The sequence below is a fragment of the Nocardia aurea genome, assembly GCF_003123685.1.
In the GTDB taxonomy this organism is placed as follows: domain Bacteria; phylum Actinomycetota; class Actinomycetes; order Mycobacteriales; family Mycobacteriaceae; genus Nocardia; species Nocardia aurea.
The window spans coordinates 77,196-95,595 of the sequence record NZ_QCYJ01000102.1; the positions used below are offsets into that span (position 1 = coordinate 77,196).

The 18,400-nt window shown below is 67.1% G+C and carries 13 protein-coding genes and 1 pseudogene; 9 read left to right on the forward strand and 5 right to left on the reverse strand.

What is annotated here, in order from left to right; translation table 11 throughout:
- Positions 1 to 5: 5 nt before the first annotated feature.
- Positions 6 to 242: pseudogene (locus tag DAT37_RS45580) on the reverse strand (helix-turn-helix domain-containing protein); the annotation flags it as partial.
- 381 nt (positions 243 to 623) lie between these two features.
- Here DAT37_RS45580 and DAT37_RS20975 point away from each other — a divergent pair.
- The 3 genes from DAT37_RS20975 (at position 624) to DAT37_RS20985 (ending at position 4,747) form a co-directional block, all read left to right on the forward strand.
- Positions 624 to 1,871, forward strand: a complete 1,248-nt coding sequence (locus tag DAT37_RS20975; protein WP_157978593.1) for a PucR family transcriptional regulator — start codon at positions 624 to 626, stop codon at positions 1,869 to 1,871.
- A gap of 107 nt (positions 1,872 to 1,978) precedes the next feature.
- Positions 1,979 to 3,334: a cytochrome P450 gene (locus DAT37_RS20980; RefSeq protein ID WP_109526517.1), complete on the forward strand. Its 1,356-nt coding sequence runs from the start codon at positions 1,979 to 1,981 to the stop codon at positions 3,332 to 3,334.
- Between the two features lie 45 nt (positions 3,335 to 3,379).
- Positions 3,380 to 4,747 (forward strand): wax ester/triacylglycerol synthase family O-acyltransferase, encoded by a 1,368-nt coding sequence (locus DAT37_RS20985; protein ID WP_109526518.1) that lies wholly within the window; start codon positions 3,380 to 3,382, stop codon positions 4,745 to 4,747.
- Between the two features lie 54 nt (positions 4,748 to 4,801).
- On the opposite strand, the gene DAT37_RS20990 is transcribed toward DAT37_RS20985, so the two are convergent.
- From DAT37_RS20990 to DAT37_RS21005, 4 genes are read right to left on the reverse strand one after another with little or no spacing between them, the layout of a single operon-like run.
- Entirely contained in the window at positions 4,802 to 5,824 is a 1,023-nt protein-coding gene (locus tag DAT37_RS20990) for an NAD-dependent epimerase/dehydratase family protein (RefSeq protein WP_109526519.1), read from the reverse strand.
- The gene (locus DAT37_RS20995) at positions 5,821 to 7,578 is read right to left on the reverse strand and encodes a fatty acid CoA ligase family protein (RefSeq protein ID WP_109526520.1); all 1,758 of its coding nucleotides are present in this window, start codon (positions 7,576 to 7,578) and stop codon (positions 5,821 to 5,823) included. The genes DAT37_RS20990 and DAT37_RS20995 overlap by 4 nt, the downstream gene beginning before the upstream one ends.
- A 25-nt stretch (positions 7,579 to 7,603) precedes the next feature.
- The gene (locus tag DAT37_RS21000) at positions 7,604 to 8,500 is read right to left on the reverse strand and encodes a beta-ketoacyl-[acyl-carrier-protein] synthase family protein (protein ID WP_109526521.1); all 897 of its coding nucleotides are present in this window, start codon (positions 8,498 to 8,500) and stop codon (positions 7,604 to 7,606) included.
- A 2-nt stretch (positions 8,501 to 8,502) separates the two neighbouring features.
- On the reverse strand, positions 8,503 to 9,462 hold the full coding sequence (locus DAT37_RS21005) for a 3-oxoacyl-ACP synthase III family protein (protein WP_109526522.1): 960 nt from the start codon (positions 9,460 to 9,462) through the stop codon (positions 8,503 to 8,505).
- Between the two features lie 444 nt (positions 9,463 to 9,906).
- Here DAT37_RS21005 and DAT37_RS21010 point away from each other — a divergent pair, with 444 nt between their 5' ends.
- The 6 genes from DAT37_RS21010 to DAT37_RS21035 all read left to right on the forward strand — a co-directional run bounded on the left by DAT37_RS21010 (position 9,907) and on the right by DAT37_RS21035 (position 18,304).
- The gene (locus DAT37_RS21010) at positions 9,907 to 11,271 is read left to right on the forward strand and encodes a cytochrome P450 (protein ID WP_109526523.1); all 1,365 of its coding nucleotides are present in this window, start codon (positions 9,907 to 9,909) and stop codon (positions 11,269 to 11,271) included.
- On the forward strand, positions 11,268 to 12,797 hold the full coding sequence (locus tag DAT37_RS21015; protein ID WP_157978595.1) for a flavin-containing monooxygenase: 1,530 nt from the start codon (positions 11,268 to 11,270) through the stop codon (positions 12,795 to 12,797). The genes DAT37_RS21010 and DAT37_RS21015 overlap by 4 nt, the downstream gene beginning before the upstream one ends.
- Before the next feature lie 402 nt (positions 12,798 to 13,199).
- Positions 13,200 to 14,249, forward strand: a complete 1,050-nt coding sequence (locus DAT37_RS21020; protein ID WP_109526562.1) for a 3-oxoacyl-ACP synthase III family protein — start codon at positions 13,200 to 13,202, stop codon at positions 14,247 to 14,249.
- Between the two features lies 1 nt (position 14,250).
- Positions 14,251 to 15,165, forward strand: a complete 915-nt coding sequence (locus tag DAT37_RS21025; RefSeq protein ID WP_109526525.1) for a hypothetical protein — start codon at positions 14,251 to 14,253, stop codon at positions 15,163 to 15,165.
- Between the two features lie 2 nt (positions 15,166 to 15,167).
- Positions 15,168 to 17,078: an asparagine synthase (glutamine-hydrolyzing) gene (asnB, locus tag DAT37_RS21030; protein WP_157978596.1), complete on the forward strand. Its 1,911-nt coding sequence runs from the start codon at positions 15,168 to 15,170 to the stop codon at positions 17,076 to 17,078.
- Complete coding sequence (locus DAT37_RS21035) at positions 17,075 to 18,304, forward strand: cytochrome P450 (RefSeq protein ID WP_232839900.1); 1,230 nt, start codon at positions 17,075 to 17,077, stop codon at positions 18,302 to 18,304. Before asnB ends, DAT37_RS21035 begins: the two co-directional genes overlap by 4 nt.
- The last annotated feature ends 96 nt before the right edge of the window (positions 18,305 to 18,400 follow it).

The following is an 18,400-nucleotide window of genomic DNA, read 5'->3' on the forward strand; positions in this document are numbered from 1 at the left end:
TCCTGTTCCATTCGCAGAGCGCGCGCCAAGGCATTCAACACACGACCGGACACGCCACGGAGATTTCCCCGTTCGACGCGGGTGTAATAGTCCACCGAAACGCCGGCCAGTGCCGCGACTTCCTCGCGTCGCAAACCCGGAACCCGCCGGACACCGCCGTCCGTGGCAAGTCCGACTTGCTCGGGCGTTATTCGCGCACGTCGCGAGGACAGGAATTCGCGAACCTCACTGCGATGGTCCATTTATGCACAATACAAATTCCGCTCGCGATCAACCAGGCCCTGTTATTGCCCCTCACCGCGAGGGAACCCCCGCGTCGAAGGGGGCCGGGCGAACAGACCTTCGCCGTCGGCGACGGCCACGGCGTACGGCCCGACGCCTCGGGACACAACGTCGGGCCGATTGCCCCCGCGAACGATCCCGCGCCCGTGAACTCGAACGATCGCACGAATCCGTCGATACGGTCACGACTGGAGCTGTGACGAGCGGCAAACGTGATTCCGTACTCACATACCGACGAGTAACCTGGTTTCTGGAGCCGTTGAAACGCCAGAGTCCGTGGTGGCGGACCCCGGTTCCACGGTGCGGGATATCTGTCGGCGGATTTCTGGGGAGTTGTCGTGGTGAGTGTTGACCGCACGATCGTGCAGTCGTGGCTGGCTGATTTCGCCGAGCGGATGCGTGGGCAGGACGAGACCGAGCGGGTACTGCTCTCGGTCGACCGGGCGATGGTGGAGGAATTTCCGCAGTTCTTCGGCGATGCCGAGTTACACGGTGAGGTCCGCACCAGTGCCCGCGCGCACTGGCTCGGACTGATGTCGACCATCGGACGCACGACGTTGGATATCCGGCCACCGCTCGAGGCCGTCGACGGGGCAAGGACGGTCGCCAAGCGCGGGTACGAACTGAACGTGCTGCTCAAAACCTACCGGGTCGGTCAACGCGGACTGTGGCGACATGTCAATGTGCTGCTGGCCGAACAGATCCGCGACCCGGAATTGCGCGGCGCGGTCCTGGTCACCTTCTGGGAACGCTGTTCGCGGTGGCTGGACAATTGCCTCGACTCGCTCATCCTGTCCTATTTCGAGGAACGCGAACGCCGGGCCGCGGGTATCGAGGCCAGGCGCAACGCGACCGTGCAGGCACTGCTGCGCGGTGAGGCCTCCGATCAGGATCTCGTCTCGCATCGCCTGGGCCACAATGTCGACGAATTCCAGACCGCGCTGTCGCTGTGGGCGGAGCGCTCCTATCCGGCGTCGACCGCCACGCGGGTGCTGGCCCGGCTCGCGACCGATACCGCGGCGGCGCTCGGCGCACCGGCGCCGTTGACGTTGATCAGCGGCTCCCACGGCCTGTGGGCGTGGATCGCGACCGAGCAGCCCTGCGAGATCGGTGCCGTGCCCGCACCGCCGGTGCCCGGCACCCACCTGGCGGTCGGCACACCCTGGCCGGGACCCGAGGGTTTCCGCCGCAGCCACCGCGAGGCGCTCGCCGCGCAGCGAATCGCCACCAGCCACACCACCGTCGCCGCGCTCACCACCTACCGTGACGTCGATCTGGTCAGCATGCTGACCGGAGACGGCAGTATCGAGGGCGCGCGCGTCCTGATCGAACGCGAGATCGGGGCGATCGCGGGCCGGAGCGACAACGCCTCCCGACTGCGCGACACCGTACGCGAATATCTCGCCAACGGCGGCAATGTCGCGGTGACCGCCGAACAACTCGGCGTGCACACCAACACCGTCCGCTATCGCATCCAGCAGGCCGAGCACCGGTTGGGACATCCGCTCGAAGCCCGCCGCCTGCACGTCGAACTCGCACTGCGATGTCTGGCCGCCTACGGCGATCAGCTTCTGCCGCCGTCGATCTGAACGCTTGGCCTGGACCGGTTTACAAGGCCGGTCCGGATATTTGTGCGCCGATCACAACACCGAACGGGCACCCGACAACCCTGCCGTGACCGTTCTACGGTTGGCCCGTGTCCACTGCTCTCACCGCCACTTCGGTACGAGAACTGCCCGGTCCGCCCGGAATCCCGATCCTGGGCAACCTGCCGTGGATGGCCCCGTCCCGACTGCACCGCGTCCTGGATCGGTGGTGCGCCGAATACGGACCGCTGTATCGGGTGAGCGTGCCGGGGCGCGGCATCGTCGTGGTCAGCGACCCGGAACTCAACCGCGATATCCTGCGTCGTCGTCCCGAGGATTTCCGCAGGCAGTCCACGATCGAATCGATCATGGACGAGATGGGCAGCAACGGCCTGTTCTCACTGGAAGGCGATGCGTGGCGTCGTCGCCGCAAACTCGCGATGCCCGCCTTCAACGCCGCGAATCTGCGCAGTTTCCATCCCACCCTCGAGATGATCACCGAGCGGCTGCGGAACCGCTGGTTGCGTGGCTCTCCCGACGATATGCGCGCCGACCTCACCCGCTACACCGTCGATGTCACCGCCAAACTCACCTTCGACTACGACATCAACACCATCGAGCAGGCCGGAGATGTCATCCAGCAGCACCTCGAGCACATCTTCCCCATGCTCAACCGGCGCCTGAACCTGCCGATCCCGTACTGGCACTATGTGAAACTGCCCGCCGATCGCGCACTCGACCGCGCGCTACGCGCCTTGCGCGCCGATACCGACGATCTGCTCGCCCGCGCCCGCGCGACCGTCCCGGAACAACCCAGGAATTTCATCGAGGCGCTGCTGCTGGCCCAGCACGACGACGAATTCTTCACCGACGAGGAACTTTTCGCCGAAGCGCTCACCATTCTGGTGGCGGGCCAGGACACCACGAGCAACGCGCTGGCGTGGTTGCTCTACCACCTGGCCGGACGGCCCGACGCGCAGCAGCGGATCCGCGACGAGGTCGCCGAGATCCCGTCGGCGCTGGATCGGCAGCCGTATCTGGAAGCCGTTGTCGCCGAATCCATGCGGCTGCGCCCCACCACGCCGCTGCTGTTGATGGAGGCGGTACGCGAGACGGCCGTCGGCGGTGTCCGTATTCCGGCGGGCACCTGGGTCGTCGTCGATGTCGGCTACGCCGCCGTCCAACCCGCGAACTTCAGCGACCCGACATCCTTCGACCCGATGCGCTGGCTCGGCGAGACCGCCCACGGCAATCATCGGCCGGAGATTTCGATGCCGTTCGGGGCCGGGCCACGGTTCTGCCCCGGGCGCGGATTGGCGATGGCGGAGTTGAAAAGCGTGGTCGCGATGGCCTGCGACACCTTCGACATCCGAGTGCCCGACGGCGTCGCGCCGCCGAGGGAACGGTTCGATTTCGCGGTCGTGCCCGTTGATCTTCGACTCGAACTGGTGCGACGAAGCGCCTGAGCAACACCATCCGATTGTTCTCGTGCCACCGTGCAAGGAGATGTCATGTCGATCACGAGATTGTCTCTCACCGATGGGGTGTGGCTGTCGCTGGAATCCGCCGAGATGCCGATGCACATCTCGTTCCTGCTCGAATTCAGCGCACCGCAGGGGCAGACCGCCCAGGGCTTCGTCCGCCGTTGGCGATCCAGATGGCCCGCGCCGGTGCAGGTTCCGGCACCGTGGAACCTCCGGCCGCTGCGGCGGTGGCCCGCCGGGGTGTTGCCATTGGCCCGTCAGGTCGAGGAGATAGATCCCGCCGCCCACCTGCGCACCTGGCAGTTGCCGCACCTGCGCGGCACCTCCGAGCTCACCGAATTCGTCACGAGTCTGCACACCGCGCAGTTGGATATGAGCAGATCGCCGTGGGAACTGCACCTCGTCACGACCGCCGACACGCAGCAGTTCGCCCTGCTGCTGAAGGTGCACCACAGTCTCTTCGACGGCATGTCCGTCATGCGCCTGTTCACCCGGATGTTCACCGAGGATCCCCATTTCCGCGGTGCGCCCGCGGCTTTCACACTCGGCAGGGTGGCCCTGGACGACGACGCCGGGACCGAGCGGGGGCGTCGCTCGGATTCGCTGCGCGGAATCGCCAAGGCGATCCGTGACATGTCGGGCGGGCGCGCACGACGCCGTGCCGGTGCGCAGCGCATCTACAGCCAGCCGTCGTCGATCTTCGACGGTCCGATCACCGCGGCGCGGGACCTGCGTCTGCCGACCTGTGATCTCGAACGCCTGAAGCAACTCGCGCGGGCGACCGGATGCACGGTCAACGACGTCGTGCTGTATCTGACGAGCACCGCTCTGCGCACCTACCTGACCGAGCACGCCACCCTCCCCGATCGATCGCTGACCGCGGGGGTGCCGACGAATCTGCGCGAGGGCGACGACGATCGGGTCGGAACCCGCGCGGGGATGATGTTCACCTCGCTGGCCACCGATATCGCCGACCCGCTGGAACGCTTGGCGGCGGTGCGACGCCATATCCGCGCCGCCAAGGCCGATATGGCCGAGATGGCGCCCGCGGCCGTCATCGGCTACGGACTGGCCGTGACCGCGCCGTGGGTGATCGGTCTCCAGTTCGGATTCCGCCGGACTCCCGCGTCGCATCCGATGGGTATCTCCAATGTCCCGGGACCGAGCGAATATCTTTACTGGGACGGCGCGCGTCTGGAATCCATGTATCCGATCTCACTTCTCATGCACGGCAACACCTTCAATCTCACCTGCATCAGCTACGCCGGGACCGTGCACTTCGGAATCCTCGGCGCCGCCGACCTGCTCCCCCCGCTGACCCATTTCGTCGACGCACTGCACGCCGCACTGGACGAACTGGCCACGCTCACCGCGACGACACGTCTGGCCGGATAACGAGAGTCGCGGCCGACCCACGAACGGGTCGGCCGCGACGGGCATCTCGGAATCTCAGCCGACGACGGCTGGTACACCTCCCACCGAGCGCACCCACTCGACATAGCGCAGCAGTCCCTCCTCACGCGACACCGACGGCGAGTACCCGAAATCCCGGCGCGCGGCCGTGGTGTCGTAGGTGCTCGACACCGTCAGCGCGGCGACTGTCCAACTCGACAGCGGCGGCGACACCCGCTCGGCAAGCCCGGGCAGCCGCCAGAGGGTGTCGAAGGCGGTGACCGCGGCCTTCAGCACCGGCGCGGGCACGGTGCGGGTGGGCGGTGTCAGGTCCAGCGCGGTGGCGAGATCGCGGGCGAATCGCCACAGGTCGACGTCCTCGGCATCGGCCAGGAAATAGGCGTTTCCGGCGACGCGGTCGGACCGCGACGCCCGCACGCTCGCCGCCGCCGCGTGCTCGCAGTAGGTCATCGACACCATCACCGGCCTGCCGCCGGACAGGTCCGGCAATCGGCCCGAGCGGATCTTGCGCAGCAACAGGCTCATCCAGCCGCCCGAGCGCGGCCCCCAGATCATGCGCGGACGCAGCGCGCAGGTCAGCAGATCGGGACCGTTCGCGGCCAGAACCTCCTGTTCGGCGATCGCCTTGGTCTCCACGTACAGGCTCTTCGGTTCGCGCACATAGGGTTCGGACTCGTCGATGCCGAAACGATCGCCGACATAGTCCGTCGCGACACTGGGACTGCTGACATAGACCATCCGGGCGACCCCCTCTGTGCGGGCCGCGTCGAGCAGATTGCGGGTGCCGACGACATTCGCGTCCCAGAACTGCGCGCGCCGTCCGGTCTCCTCGACCCGCCCGGCGCTGTGATGCACCACCTCGACGCCACGGCACGCGCTCAGCAGCGAGTCCGGATCTCCGAGATCGCCGTGGAAGATCTCGACACCTGGCAGGGTACGCAGGTAGCTCTTGTCGCTGCCGGGTCTGGTCAGCACGCGTACCTCGTCACCGGCCGCGAGCGCGGCCTCGACGATGTGGCTGCCCAGGAATCCCGTCGCGCCGGTCACCAGTACCTTCACCGTTCGCCTCCGTCCGTGCCGTATCCGAGAACCCCCGCCGCCCAACGCCCCAACTGTTCGCGCCCGATCTTCGCGTTGTGCCTGATATCGACCGGAAAGCCCGGATGCCACAGGAAGACACGGACTTTCGCGGTCATGTCGCGCTGTTGCCCTTGACGCCACAGTTCGCGCTCGATCCGGTCGCGTTCAGCGGGATCGACGCCGTCGCGCAGTTCGTAGCACAGCACCGGCACCTGGGTGCCGGGCCGACCGACACCGACGAGCGCACTGCGCGCGAGGGCGGGATGGGTATCGAAGACACGCTCGATCATGACGGTGTACATGTCGCCGCCCGCGGTGCGGACACGCTGGGATATGCGCCCGCAGAACCACAGTCGGGAATGTTCGTCCTGCCGCGCCAGGTCGCCGACGCGATGCCAGAGCCGAACGGAGCCGTCGGCGCGGTGCTCGACGATCTTCGCGCGCGCCACCGCCGCCGGGTCGGCGTGGTAAGTGCCGCTGATCTGCGGCCCCGTGGCGACGAGTTCACCGACCTCGCCCGGAGCGACGAGCAGATCGTCGCTCCAGACCGGGATCGCGTCGTCGTGGATCCGGATCAGGCGAACCAGGTAGTCGGCGTCCGGCTCCGGCACCGTCCGACCGACACAGCTGCCCGCGCCCCTCGCGGTCGCGTCCTCGGTGCCCGCCAGCTCGTCCCATTCCAACGTGGTCAGCGGCAGGGCCTCGGTGGACCCGTAGGTGGTGTAGACGGTCCCGCCCGGGGGCATCGCGGCCCGCAGCGCCGCCAGGGCCTGGAGTTTGGCCGGCGCGCCCATGGAGATGACGCGCAGCAACGTCGGAAGGCCGGTCCCGTGTCGACTCACGTAGGTGCTCAGCGGACCCAACAGAGCGGGCGAAGCGGTGAGATCGCTGACAGCGAAGTGCTCGATAACCTCGCACAGCAACGCCGGATCGGCGTCGCGGACCCGGATCGGGTCGACGGGGCCGAGCACGATGTGGGCGCCCTGAGCGAGGTCGAACAATCCGAACAGTGGAACCGTCGCCAGCGAGCAGAATCCGTCGTGACGATCGTGCAGTCGCTCGACCACGCGCAGGGACGCCGCCAAACCGGCCCTGGTGATCTCGACACCTTTCGCCGGACCGGTACTGCCCGTGGTGAACGCGATCAACAGCAGGTCGTCGGTGCGGTGCACGGCGGGCAGGGTGGGCACGGCCTTCCTGCCCTGCCGCGCCACCGCGCCGAGAGTGTGTGCGTCCCAGCCTATTCGACCGGTGCTCACCGAGATTCGCACCGAGGAGAAGGTGCCGCGCGCGAGCAGCCGCACGAGGTGGGCTTTCGGAATCCCGATGAACGCCTGCGCCCCGACACTGCGGAAGCAGTGCAGCATCCGACGTACTCCCATGCCCGGATCGACGACCACCGGCACCGCGCCGATCCGGAACAGGGCGAACAGCACCGCGTACAGGTCGGGGTCCGGCCTGAGCATGACGATCGCCTTGGTACCGCGCTCGATGCCGATGGCCTCGAACCCGCGGGCGTAGTCGCGCACTCGGACGCCGAGTTCGCCGTAGGTCATCGTCCGGTAGCGCAGGTCGTCCACCGCAGCGGCCCGCTCCGGCGCACCAATACCGGGGAAGCTGATCGCCACCCGATCTGGTGAGGAGTTCACATACGCCGTGAGGCGCGCGTGGATGTCGACCGCGATGGACTGTTCGGAGAGATCCGTATCGGGCGATCCGCTGGTGAGTGTCATAGGGCCGTCCCGTGCATTCGTATTCTCATCGGCCGTCTTCTCCGACGACGTAATGCGCGCATCCGGCGACGGGCCCCGCCCCCGCGGCCAGGAGCACCAACTCGTCCCCCGGGCTCAACCGCTCACGCAGATCGTGGATCGCGAGACCGAGCCCGGCGCTGCCCGCGTCCGGTCCGGTGCGCTGCACGCCACGGGCGAAGCCGAAGGCGGCGGCCAGCGAATCGGCCAGTCCCGGCGCGGCATTGTTCACCACGAGGGTCGCGGCCGCGACCGTGACGGGATGTGCGGCGAGATAGGACGTCAGTGCTTCGGTCGCGGCCTGTTCGAGCATATCGGCGTAGCCGTCGGCCACATCCACGCTGACGGTTCGCCTGCCGTCGGTGCCCATCGCTTTCAGGTCCAGATACCCTCGCACACCGGGATCGGTGCGGGAGGCCCGCCCCAATGCCGGGCCGACCCGCACGGGCCCGAATCCGGCACCCGGATCGGTGCTGCGCGCGAGCAGCAGCGCGGCAGCGGTTTCGGCGTAGGGAAAGTCCGCGGGGGTATCGACACCGCCCGGATGCGCCTCGCTGCCGACGATCAGCACCTTCTCCGCCGTGCCGTTGTACAGCAGCGCGGTGGCGGCGTGCACGGCGTCGAGCACTCCGCACGCGCCGTTGCGCAGATCGAAGGAGAAGGTGGACCGGCCAGATCCGGCGACGTAGTCCGGATGCATGCCGAGTCCGAGCTGGATCAGCGCCGAGTTCGCCGGCTCCACGACATTGCCGTCGCGGTAGACGCCGACGTTGACGAGCACATCGATATCGTTGGGACGCAAGCCCGCACGTTCCAGGCATTCGCGCGCGGCCGAGATCGCGCCGTCGATCGAACCCTGGCCCGCGCGGTCGGCGGTGGCCGTACTCTCGATGATGACGGACATGGTCACCCCACCAGCGAATCGATGGTGGCCGACATGACGCCGAAGATCATTCCCGAGGCCGTCGGCACCAGGCAGATCTTGGAGCCCTTCGGGATCTCGCCCCGGTCGATATAGTCGCGCAAGGCCAGGAAGTGGGTGCTCGCACCGGTATTGGCGTATTTGTCCACCGTTCGCAGTCGCGGCGGCATCGGCGCCTCGTGGATCACCTCCCCCGATTCGGCCAGCTTCTCGGTGAACATCACGCCCAGCTGGTGGAAGACGATGAAATCGAATCGCTCCTCGGCGAAACTGCTGCCGCGCTTCATCAGCAGGTCTCGATGGAGTTTGGCCCAGGTCTCCCGGCGGGGTGCGGCCTGCATGGCCTTGTTGTCGGTCAGCATGACCATGTTCTCGGTGCGGTCGCTGGGCGCGGCGATACACAGTGGCGCGAATTCGGAGGCGCACATCATCTCGACGTAGTGGATGCGATCGGCGTCGTCGACGGCCCGATCGACCAGAATCGCCACGGCGGCGTCTGCCAGGGTGAGCGCCGGGAACTGCATATCGCGCGGATCGGTGGCCTCGGCGAGCGCGCCCTCGGTGACCGGAGAGATGATCTCGGCGGTGACCACCATCCCGGTGCGCACCAGTCCGGCTCGAATCATGTTCTCCAGCAGATAGATCGCCGTCATCGTGCCGCCGCAGGCATTGACGACGTCGTAGGCGGCGGCGTTGTCGGCGCCGATGCGCCGGGCGATCTCGTGGGCGGCGGCGGGCTCGAACACCATGTGGAAACCGTCGTGCACGGTCGTTCCGGCGCTGATGATCACGTCCAAATCGGCGGCGGTGTAGTTCGAGCGACGCAGGCAGTCGCGCGCGGCGAGTTCACCGAGCGACAAGGTGTCCTCTTCCGGACGTTGTACGAGATGCCTGGTCCGGATTCCGGTGATGCGTTCGACTTCGAAACTACCGCCGCTGGACATGCGCGACAGGACTTCGTCGGTAGTGAAGCGAGTGTTCGGGAGTGCGGTGCCCAATGCACCGAGACGCGCAGCATTCACAGCAATACCCCACAGAAATGAGGAGGAATTCGAGCGGAACGCCCGAAAGGAACCTGGGACCCACTTTGTCCCCGTAGCCCGACGATAGGAACCCCTCCCGAACTCGTCAACCGGGAACTTCCGGCCGAAAACAGCACGACCACCGGGAACGAATTCGACCCGAGACGCAGGTCACGAAAGACACGGTGGCGCATTTGTTTCCACCTCCAACAAGCCGTCCGGGCCTTGTCGAGCGATCCAATATCGAGTACCTCCGTTGCGACACCGGCTGCCCGCTTCTAGGTTCGAAAGAATTCCAGCGCATTTCGGCACGGACGCCGCCGTCCATCGATCATCGGATTCCGCCACAGCAGATCGAGGTGCTCCATGACCATCACCGCTCCCGCACGCCCGGCAGTTCCGCCTCGAGCACCCGGCGCACTGCCCCTTCTCGGGCACTGGCCGCGATTCGGCAGCAGGCCACACGAATTCCTCGCCACGCTCCCGGCCCACGGATCGGTCGTGCGTATCCGCATCCCCGGATACGACACCTATGTGGTGACCGACCCGGACCTGGTCCGCGAGGCGCTGGTCTCCCTGTCGGACCAGGGCATGATGATCGAACGCGCCGAAGCGCTACTCGGCGAGGGCGTCACGGTCCTGCGGGGCGCGCGGCACCGTCGTGAGCGCCGCATGATCGCGCCCGCGTTCGCCAAGGCGCGCATCGCGACATACGCCGAGGTCATGACTCGGTTCGGTGCCGAACGCGCCGAATCATGGCACGACGGCCAATTTCTGGCGGTCGACGCGCAGATGCACGATCTGGCGCTGCGTACCGTCGCGGGCGCGTTGTTCACCGGCGAACTCGGCGCGGAAACCGCCGAACGCATCCACACCCTGCTCCCGCCGGTGATGACACTGCTGTCGCGCCGTGTCACGCGTCCGGCGTGGATCGATCGGCTCCCGTTGCCGGGCAACCGCCGTTTCGCCCGGCTCGTGCGGGAGTTGCAGGCCGCGACCGGCTCGATCATCGCCGCGTACCGCGCAGATATGGCCGCCGACGCGAATTTCGAGCACGACGATCTGCTGGGCACCCTGCTCACCGCGCGTGATCCCGATTCCGGAACAGGTCTGTCCGACAAGCAGGTACACGACGAACTGATCAATTTCCTCGTCGGCGGCACCGAGGCGATCGGCGTGACCACCGCGTGGACATTCCACGAACTGGGCCGCAACCCGAGCGTCGAAGCGGCACTGCACGCCGAGGTCGATCGGCTCGGCGGCAGGACCGCTACCTTCGCCGACCTGCCCGATCTCGTATTCACCAAACGGGTGGTGCTGGAAACTCTCCGCCGGTACTCACCGTGGCTGACAGTACGTCACGTCGACCGCCCGTATCGGCTCGGTGACTACGAGATCCCCTCCAACAGCATGCTTTTCGTCTGCCCGGTAGCGATCCACCGGGACGCGTGCAACCACGCCGAACCCGAACGTTTCGATCCGGACCGGTGGACGCCGCAGCGCGCGGAGTCCCTGTCGAAGGGAGCCCACATCCCCTTCGGGATGGGCGCCCGCCAATGCCCCGGCAATATATTCGCCCTCACCCAGATCACCCTGCAGGTCGCCACGATCGCGGCCCGGTGGCGGCTGCGCCCGATCCCCGGCGTCCCGGTCGGCGAGACCGTGATCGGCGCGCTCGTCCACCCCGATCGGCTGCCGATGCGCGCCGAGGCGAGGAGGCCGTCGCCGTGACCTGGAGCTACGAGGTCGCCGTCATCGGCACCGGCTTCAGCGGCATCGCGGTGGCGATCGAGTTGCGGCGTCGCGGCATCACCGATTTCGTCATGCTCGAACGAGCCGACGCGGTCGGCGGAACCTGGCGCGACAACACCTATCCCGGCTGCGCCGTCGATGTCCCCTCACTGCTGTACTCCTACTCCTACGCCGCCGATCACGACTGGAGCAGGCTGTACGCGCCCGCCGCCGAACTGCGCGCCTACACCGAATCCGTGGTCGACCGATTCGGCCTGCGACCCCATATCCGGCTGCGCAGCGAGGTCTCCGAGGCCGATTTCGACCCCGACGACGACCGTTGGGTACTGCGACTGCGCGACGGGTCAGCCGTGCGGGCACGCACCGTGGTGATGGGATACTTCTCCCTGCACGTCCCGGCGCTCCCGGACATGCCCGGCCTCGACACCTTCCGTGGCGTCCAGATGCACTCGGGCAGGTGGGATCACGAATTCGTGGCCTCCGGCAAGCGCGTCGCCGTCATCGGTTCCGGGGCGAGCGCGGTCCAGATCGTTCCCGCGCTGGCGCGCGCCGGAGCCGAGGTTGTCTCCGTCCAGCGCAGCCCCGCCTGGGTGCTCCCCCGCGGCGACCGCCGCATTCCGGGACCGATCAGGGCCGTCCTCCGACGTGTTCCGGCGGCGAGGATCGCGGCGAGAGCGATGATCCTGCTCCTGCTCGAAGCCTTGCACCTGGCCGAATTCCACCCCCGTTTCCTCTCGATCTTCGAAAGAGTGTGCAGATTCGCACTCGCACAGCAGGTTCCCGATCCCGCGCTGCGCGCCCGCCTCACTCCCGACTACCGCTTCGGCTGCAAGCGACCGATGGTCTCCGACGAGTACTACCGCAGTTTCACCCGCGACAACGTCGAACTCGTCACCGCCGAACTCGCCGAGATCACCCCGACCGGGCTGCGGACCGCCGACGGCGAACAGCGCGATGTCGACGCGATCGTCTGGGCGACCGGATTCCGCGTACAGGATTCGATCGACCATTTTCCGGATTTCCGCGCACCCGGCCTGTCCACCCGCACGAAATTCGCCCGCGACGGATTCACCGCCTACCGCGGCGTCGCCTTCGCGGGCCTGCCGAATCTGTTCGCCGTCACCGGTCCGAATACGGCACTGCCGCACACCTCTCAGTTCCTCGGCATCGAAGCGAGCAGCGGGCTGATCGCCCGGATCATCACGCGGATGCGCGACGACGGCGTCACCCGCTACACGCCCTCGGTCGAGGCCGAGACCAGGTGGGTCACCGAAGCGCGCGCGACGCTGTCGACCCGGATCTGGTCCACCGGCGGATGCGCCAGCTATTTCGTCGACAAGGACGGAACCAACACTCTCGTCTACCCCGGCGGCGCGATCACCGCGCGTCTGGAACGGCGACGACTCCTGCTGCGGGACTGGGAACGCGACACCGCCGACGATATCGAGCGTCGTACCGGATTTCGCGGGTCCGTGCTCCGAGTGGTGCACGCGATCGTAGGGTAATTCGATACCTTTTTCGCAGGACTCGATATGAAATTCCGCGTCGAGTAATTATGCGAATTATGTGGCGAAAACCCGCCGAAAACGGAATCCGCGTTCGGACCATCCGGTGCGAGATTTCGACGCCGATACATTCGAATGTGTCGTCGGCCACAAGATAGACGATTCACCATTGCGTGCGACACTTTCGATCGATAGAGTGAGAAAAGGCAGGGGGCGCCTCCGACACGATGTCGTGAGCAGGCATGAACCGCCGAATCATCTTGTTCAGCAACACTTCCGAAACCGCCGTGTATCGCGCCATAGATCCCGTAGTCGCGCGCAGCGCACGTTCGAGCGGCAGGTCGGCGATCCCGTGGATTCCCGGTGCGCGCGGTCGTCGGCAACGGCCAAGAGGAGAGTTCTGTGGAACGTACCCGCTTCGAGTCGATCGGCTCGTATACCCCGGCCACCATCCGATCCAACGACGAACTGCTCCACAGCTTCTCGACTCCACGCGAGTTCGATCTCGCCCGGATCACCGGAATACGCAACCGCAGGGTCTACGATCCGCACCCCGACACCTACGAATCCTCCTTCACCCTGGCCCGGGCCGCGATCGACGATTGCCTGAGCCGCTCCGACTACGCGCCTTCCGACCTCGACATCGTCATCTCGGTGTCGATCACCCGCACCGACAACGACCGGCGACTGAGCTTCGCCCCCGCCTTCGCGCACCGACTCGCGAATTCGATAGGCGCAACGCGTGCAAGGCATTTCGACATCTCCAACGCCTGCGCGGGCATGGTCACCGGAGTCATGGTCCTGGACCGGATGATCAGAGCGGGCGTCGTCCGCACCGGACTCGTCGTCAGCGGGGAACAGATCACACCGATCGCGGAGACCGCGGCGCGGGAGATCCGCGAACCCTACGATCCCCAGTTCGCCTCACTGACCGTCGGCGACGCCGCCGCCGCGGTCGTCGTGGACGCGCGCGGTGACGACGACGACGAAATCCACTACGTCGGATTGATGACCGACGCCGCCGATGCCGAACGCTGCCTCGGCATGCCCAGTGACCGGACCGGCGGACTGGCGATGTACACCGACAACCGCGCCATGCAGAACGATCGCCGCTACAGCCGCGCGATCGCGCAGTTGGACCACTTCTTCCACAGCACCGGGAGATCTTGGGGTACAGAGTCTTTCGACTTCCTCATCTACCACCAGTTCAGCGGTCCGGCGCTGCGGCAGATCGTCGACCGCTACGAAGCATATTTCGGCGCGCCCGCCCCGCAGGTGCTCAACGTGCTGGAGGATTTCGGCAATACCGCGTCCACCTCCCATTTCCTGGTCCTGCACGAGTATCTGCGCCGGGGGCGGGTCTCGAAGGGCTCGAAGATCCTCATGATCCCCTCGGCCTCGGGAATGGTCTACGGCTACCTCGCCACCACCGTCTCCCGGTTGGAGAACTGATATGGGGATCACGATCGTCGCGGCGGCGAGCACGCACGCCGACACCGACTCGGCGAGCTATGTCGACCTGGCCGCGCGGGCGATCCTGCGCTGCCTGCGGGAGGCGGGGACAGATGTCGCGCGGATCGGCATGCTGGTCAACAGCGGGGTCTACCGGGAGGACAACCTGCTCGAGCCCGCCGTCGCGGCGTTGATCCAGAAGCGTTGCGGTATCGGCATTTCCGTGCCTGCCGAGGCCACGACCACGCTCTCCTTCGATCTGATGGACGGCGCGGGCGGTCCGCTGGAGGCGATCGGCGTCGCCGCGTCGTTCATGGCGCACGGCGATATCGAATACGCGGTACTCGTCGCCGGTGACGTCCATCCCTCGACCGGTCGCGACGTACCCGGATTCACGTATCGCCCCAGCGCCGCGGCGATCCTGCTGGCTCGCGACGGCGACGCGACCGGATTCGGACACCTCCACACCGCGAGCGTCACCGCCGGTATCGAGCCCTTCGGGTATCTGCCGCTGGCAGAAGCGGGCGCACGAGGCAGGCAGACGATCGTGGTGCGTGAGGGCGACGCGGATATCCTCGGCAGGAGCGTACGAGCCGTGCGTTCCTGCCTCGACGCCGAAGGTCTCACCGCCGCCGACTTCCGCGACGGCGACGCCGTACTGCTCGCCCCGGAACCGATTCCCGGCTTCGGCGCGCGTCTTCGTGCGGAACTCGAACTGCCGTCCCCGGAGGGCTCCTCCGCCACCGCGCCGGGACTCTATTCCGCGGCGCCGTTCGCCGCCCTCGCGGGACCGGAGTCCCCGATCGGCGACGGAAAAGCAGGCACAGCGGTGCTTCTCGCCGCCGACGGCGCGTCCTCACGATGCCTCGTCTACCGTCACCGTGCCGCTGCGGCACACCGGCTCGAAAGGATCTGAGCATGTGCGGCATATCCGGCATCATCGATTTCGCCGGGGCGGTCGATCCGGCTCCGATCTCGGCGATGAACCATATCCAGCGCCACCGCGGACCCGACTCCGCCGCGGTGTGGCATCGCCGCAACGCGGCGTTCGGGTTCCAGCGCCTGGCAGTGGTCGATCTCTCGCACGGCGACCAGCCCGTCAGCAACGAGGACGACACCGTGCACGTGGTGTGCAACGGCGAGATCTACAACCATCGCGCCCTGCGACGTGACCTCGCCGCGCGCGGACACCGCTTCCGCAGCCGATGCGACGTCGAGGTCATCCCCTACCTCTACGAGGAGTACGGCTCCGGATTCGTCGACCACCTCGACGGCGACTTCGCCATCGCGCTCTGGGATTCCGCGCGATCCCGACTCCTGCTCACCCGCGACCGCGTCGGAGTGAAACCGCTCTTCTACCACCGTGACCGCGAGCGGATCATCTTCGCCTCGGAGATCAAGGGAATCTTCGCCTCGGGGTTGTGCGAGATCGACATGGACCCGCAGGGGCTGAGCGACTGCCTGTTCTACGGCCACACCATCGCACCGCGCACCTTCTGGCGCGGCATCACCGACCTCCCACCCGCCACCGTCCTCACCGTCGACCCGACGGGCACCACCGAGCGCCGGTATTTCACCCCCTTCCAACGTGCCGATCCCGACCTGCCGCTGCTGCGGGGTCGTGCCGCCGTGGAACGGTTCACCGAGGTCTTCACCGAAGCGGTGCGCAAACGACTGCCCGACGAAGTGCGCGCCGGGGTCGCCCTCAGCGGCGGTCTGGACAGTTCCACCATCGCCGCGGTCGCCGCGCGGCGCTGCGGCACTCCGCTCGACACCGCCAGCGTGCGCCTGCGTGACGAGGCGCTCGACGAGACGCCGCTCTCGCGTCTGGTGGCCGAATCCCTCGGTCTGCCCAATACCGAGATCGACATGACCGGCGCCCGCGCGGTCGAACTCCTGCCGACCAGCCTGTGGCATTTCGAATCGCCGTTCTGGTACGGCGCCGTCGCCACCCCGTTCCTCGACCTCACCGCGGATATGCGCGCCAGGGGACTCACCGTCGGGCTCAGCGGCGACGGATCCGACGAACTTCTCGCCGGCTACGACTTCTATCGCTTGATGAAACTCAGCGGCACGGTCGAGAAACTCCGTCTGGCCGCCGTGCGCAACGCCGTCTGGAAGGGCGCCACCGCGTGGTCCGGCGCACCCGCGGGCATCGACACCCTGATGGCCTCGGTCGCCGACCGGCGCGGTGAATTGAGCGCACGCTACGGCGAAGTGCCGCCGTGGATCTACCTGTGGAGCGCCCTGGACGACACCACGACACCGATCCGCTCCGGCGACCTGCCCGCGCCGTCTCCGCTACCGACACCACCACGACACGACACCCTGCGCCGCCAGCTGCATTTCGAGTTCTACACCCGGCTGCCGCACTGGGTGCTGCCGATCTCCGACCGGCTCGGTATGGCCAACAGCATCGAGGTGCGCGTGCCCTACCTCGACCGTGACGTCATCGACGTCTGCACCGAACTGTCCCCCGACATGCTCGTGCACCACGGGACCGAGAAGTACGTGCTCAAGAAGTCCGCCGCCGACATACTGCCCCGAGCCATCGTGCGCCGCCGTAAGAAACCGTTCATGACGCCGGTCGCCCCCTGGTATCTGAGCGGGCCCGGCGCCGACCTCGCCTACGACCACCTCTCCGCCGACGCGGTACGCGGCCACGGCATCTTCGATCCGGTAGCCACCGAACGCATGTGGCGCACCGCGACCACCGAATCGGGCACCCTGGCCGCGACAGCCGCCGAATGGTCGTGCATGGCAGTACTTTCCACGCATATGGTGCTCGATCGGTTCGGCGCCGTGAAGACGGCGGGAGCGCACGCGTGATCACCGCCGCCGCGCGCCACGAATTCGCTCTGCACGGTGCGGCGCAGCCCGCCCTCCCCCTGGTTCTGAACGCGGGCGCGTTGGTGCGGCCGATGCGCAAGGTGCCGATGCTCGGGTGGTTGGTCGCCGATCCCGAGCTGGCTCGCGAAATCCACAGCGACGGCAACCATTTCAGCCTTGTCGGCGAGGGCGCGTCCGGCCATTGGTGGGCGCAGATGCTGGGCGATTTCGTCTACCACCGTTTCGAAGGCCCCGGACACACCGAATTCCGGGCAGCGCTGGCGGATATGTTCACCCCCGCCCGGTCGCGTGCCCTGGTCGACCGGGCCGTCGGTCCCATGCTCGAGGCCCTGACCGCCGACCTGCACGCCGGACGCAGCGTGGATATCGGCCCGTTCGCCCGGGAATACACCGGCCGCATCATGGCCGACATCGCGGGCATCCCGATTTCGGCCGACGACGGCACCGCGCAATGCCTGGCACTGTTCGACACCGTCGAGCGGATGGCCGACCAGGCCAAGGGCATCTGGGCGACCACTACCGTCGGCGCGCGCGTCGAGGCGCGGGGCCGCGACGCCGGGCGTCGACTCTCCGCCGCGGTGCCCGAGGTCTACGCGACGGCAGCGCCCGACACGGTGATCGGGCGGTGCCGCGAATTCGGTTTGGGTATCGAGGAAACCCGCGGCATCACCACCCTCATGCTCGTCGCCGGGACCGCGACCTTGGCGAGCACGCTCGGACGAATGGTCGCCCTGCTGCACGACACCGGCGCCGTGCGCGAACTCGTCGCCGACCGTTCGCTGATCCCCGCCGCGGTCCGGGAAGCACTGCGTGTCACCAGTTCGATGCCGATCGTCGGACGCGGCGTCACCGCCGACGTCACCCTGGGCGGGCACGACCTCCACGCCGGGGACAAGGTCAAGATCATGACGCTGACCATCAACAACGAACTCGGTGGTTACGACCTGCATCTCGGGAAGGTCCCGCACCTTCGGCAACTGTGGTTCGGCGGCGGCAGGCACCTGTGCCTGGGCGCCGCGCTGACCCACGTCCAGCTCACCCGCGTCCTGGAAGCCCTTCTCGCGGTGCAGGAACCGTGGATCGTGTCCGATCGCCGATATCGGCGCAATGTCTTCGTGCCGATGTACGAACGACTCACCATTCGTCGGGAACGCGCCGTGCGCACCCGCAATGCCTTGATCGGTGTTCTCGCACCACGCGGGTGATCACCGTCCACCGCCATCCGCCACGCCGTCGACAAGTTCTGTCGCTGAACATCACTCGGCAATTCGGGTCGGAGTCGTGTGTCACCGTTCGACGTG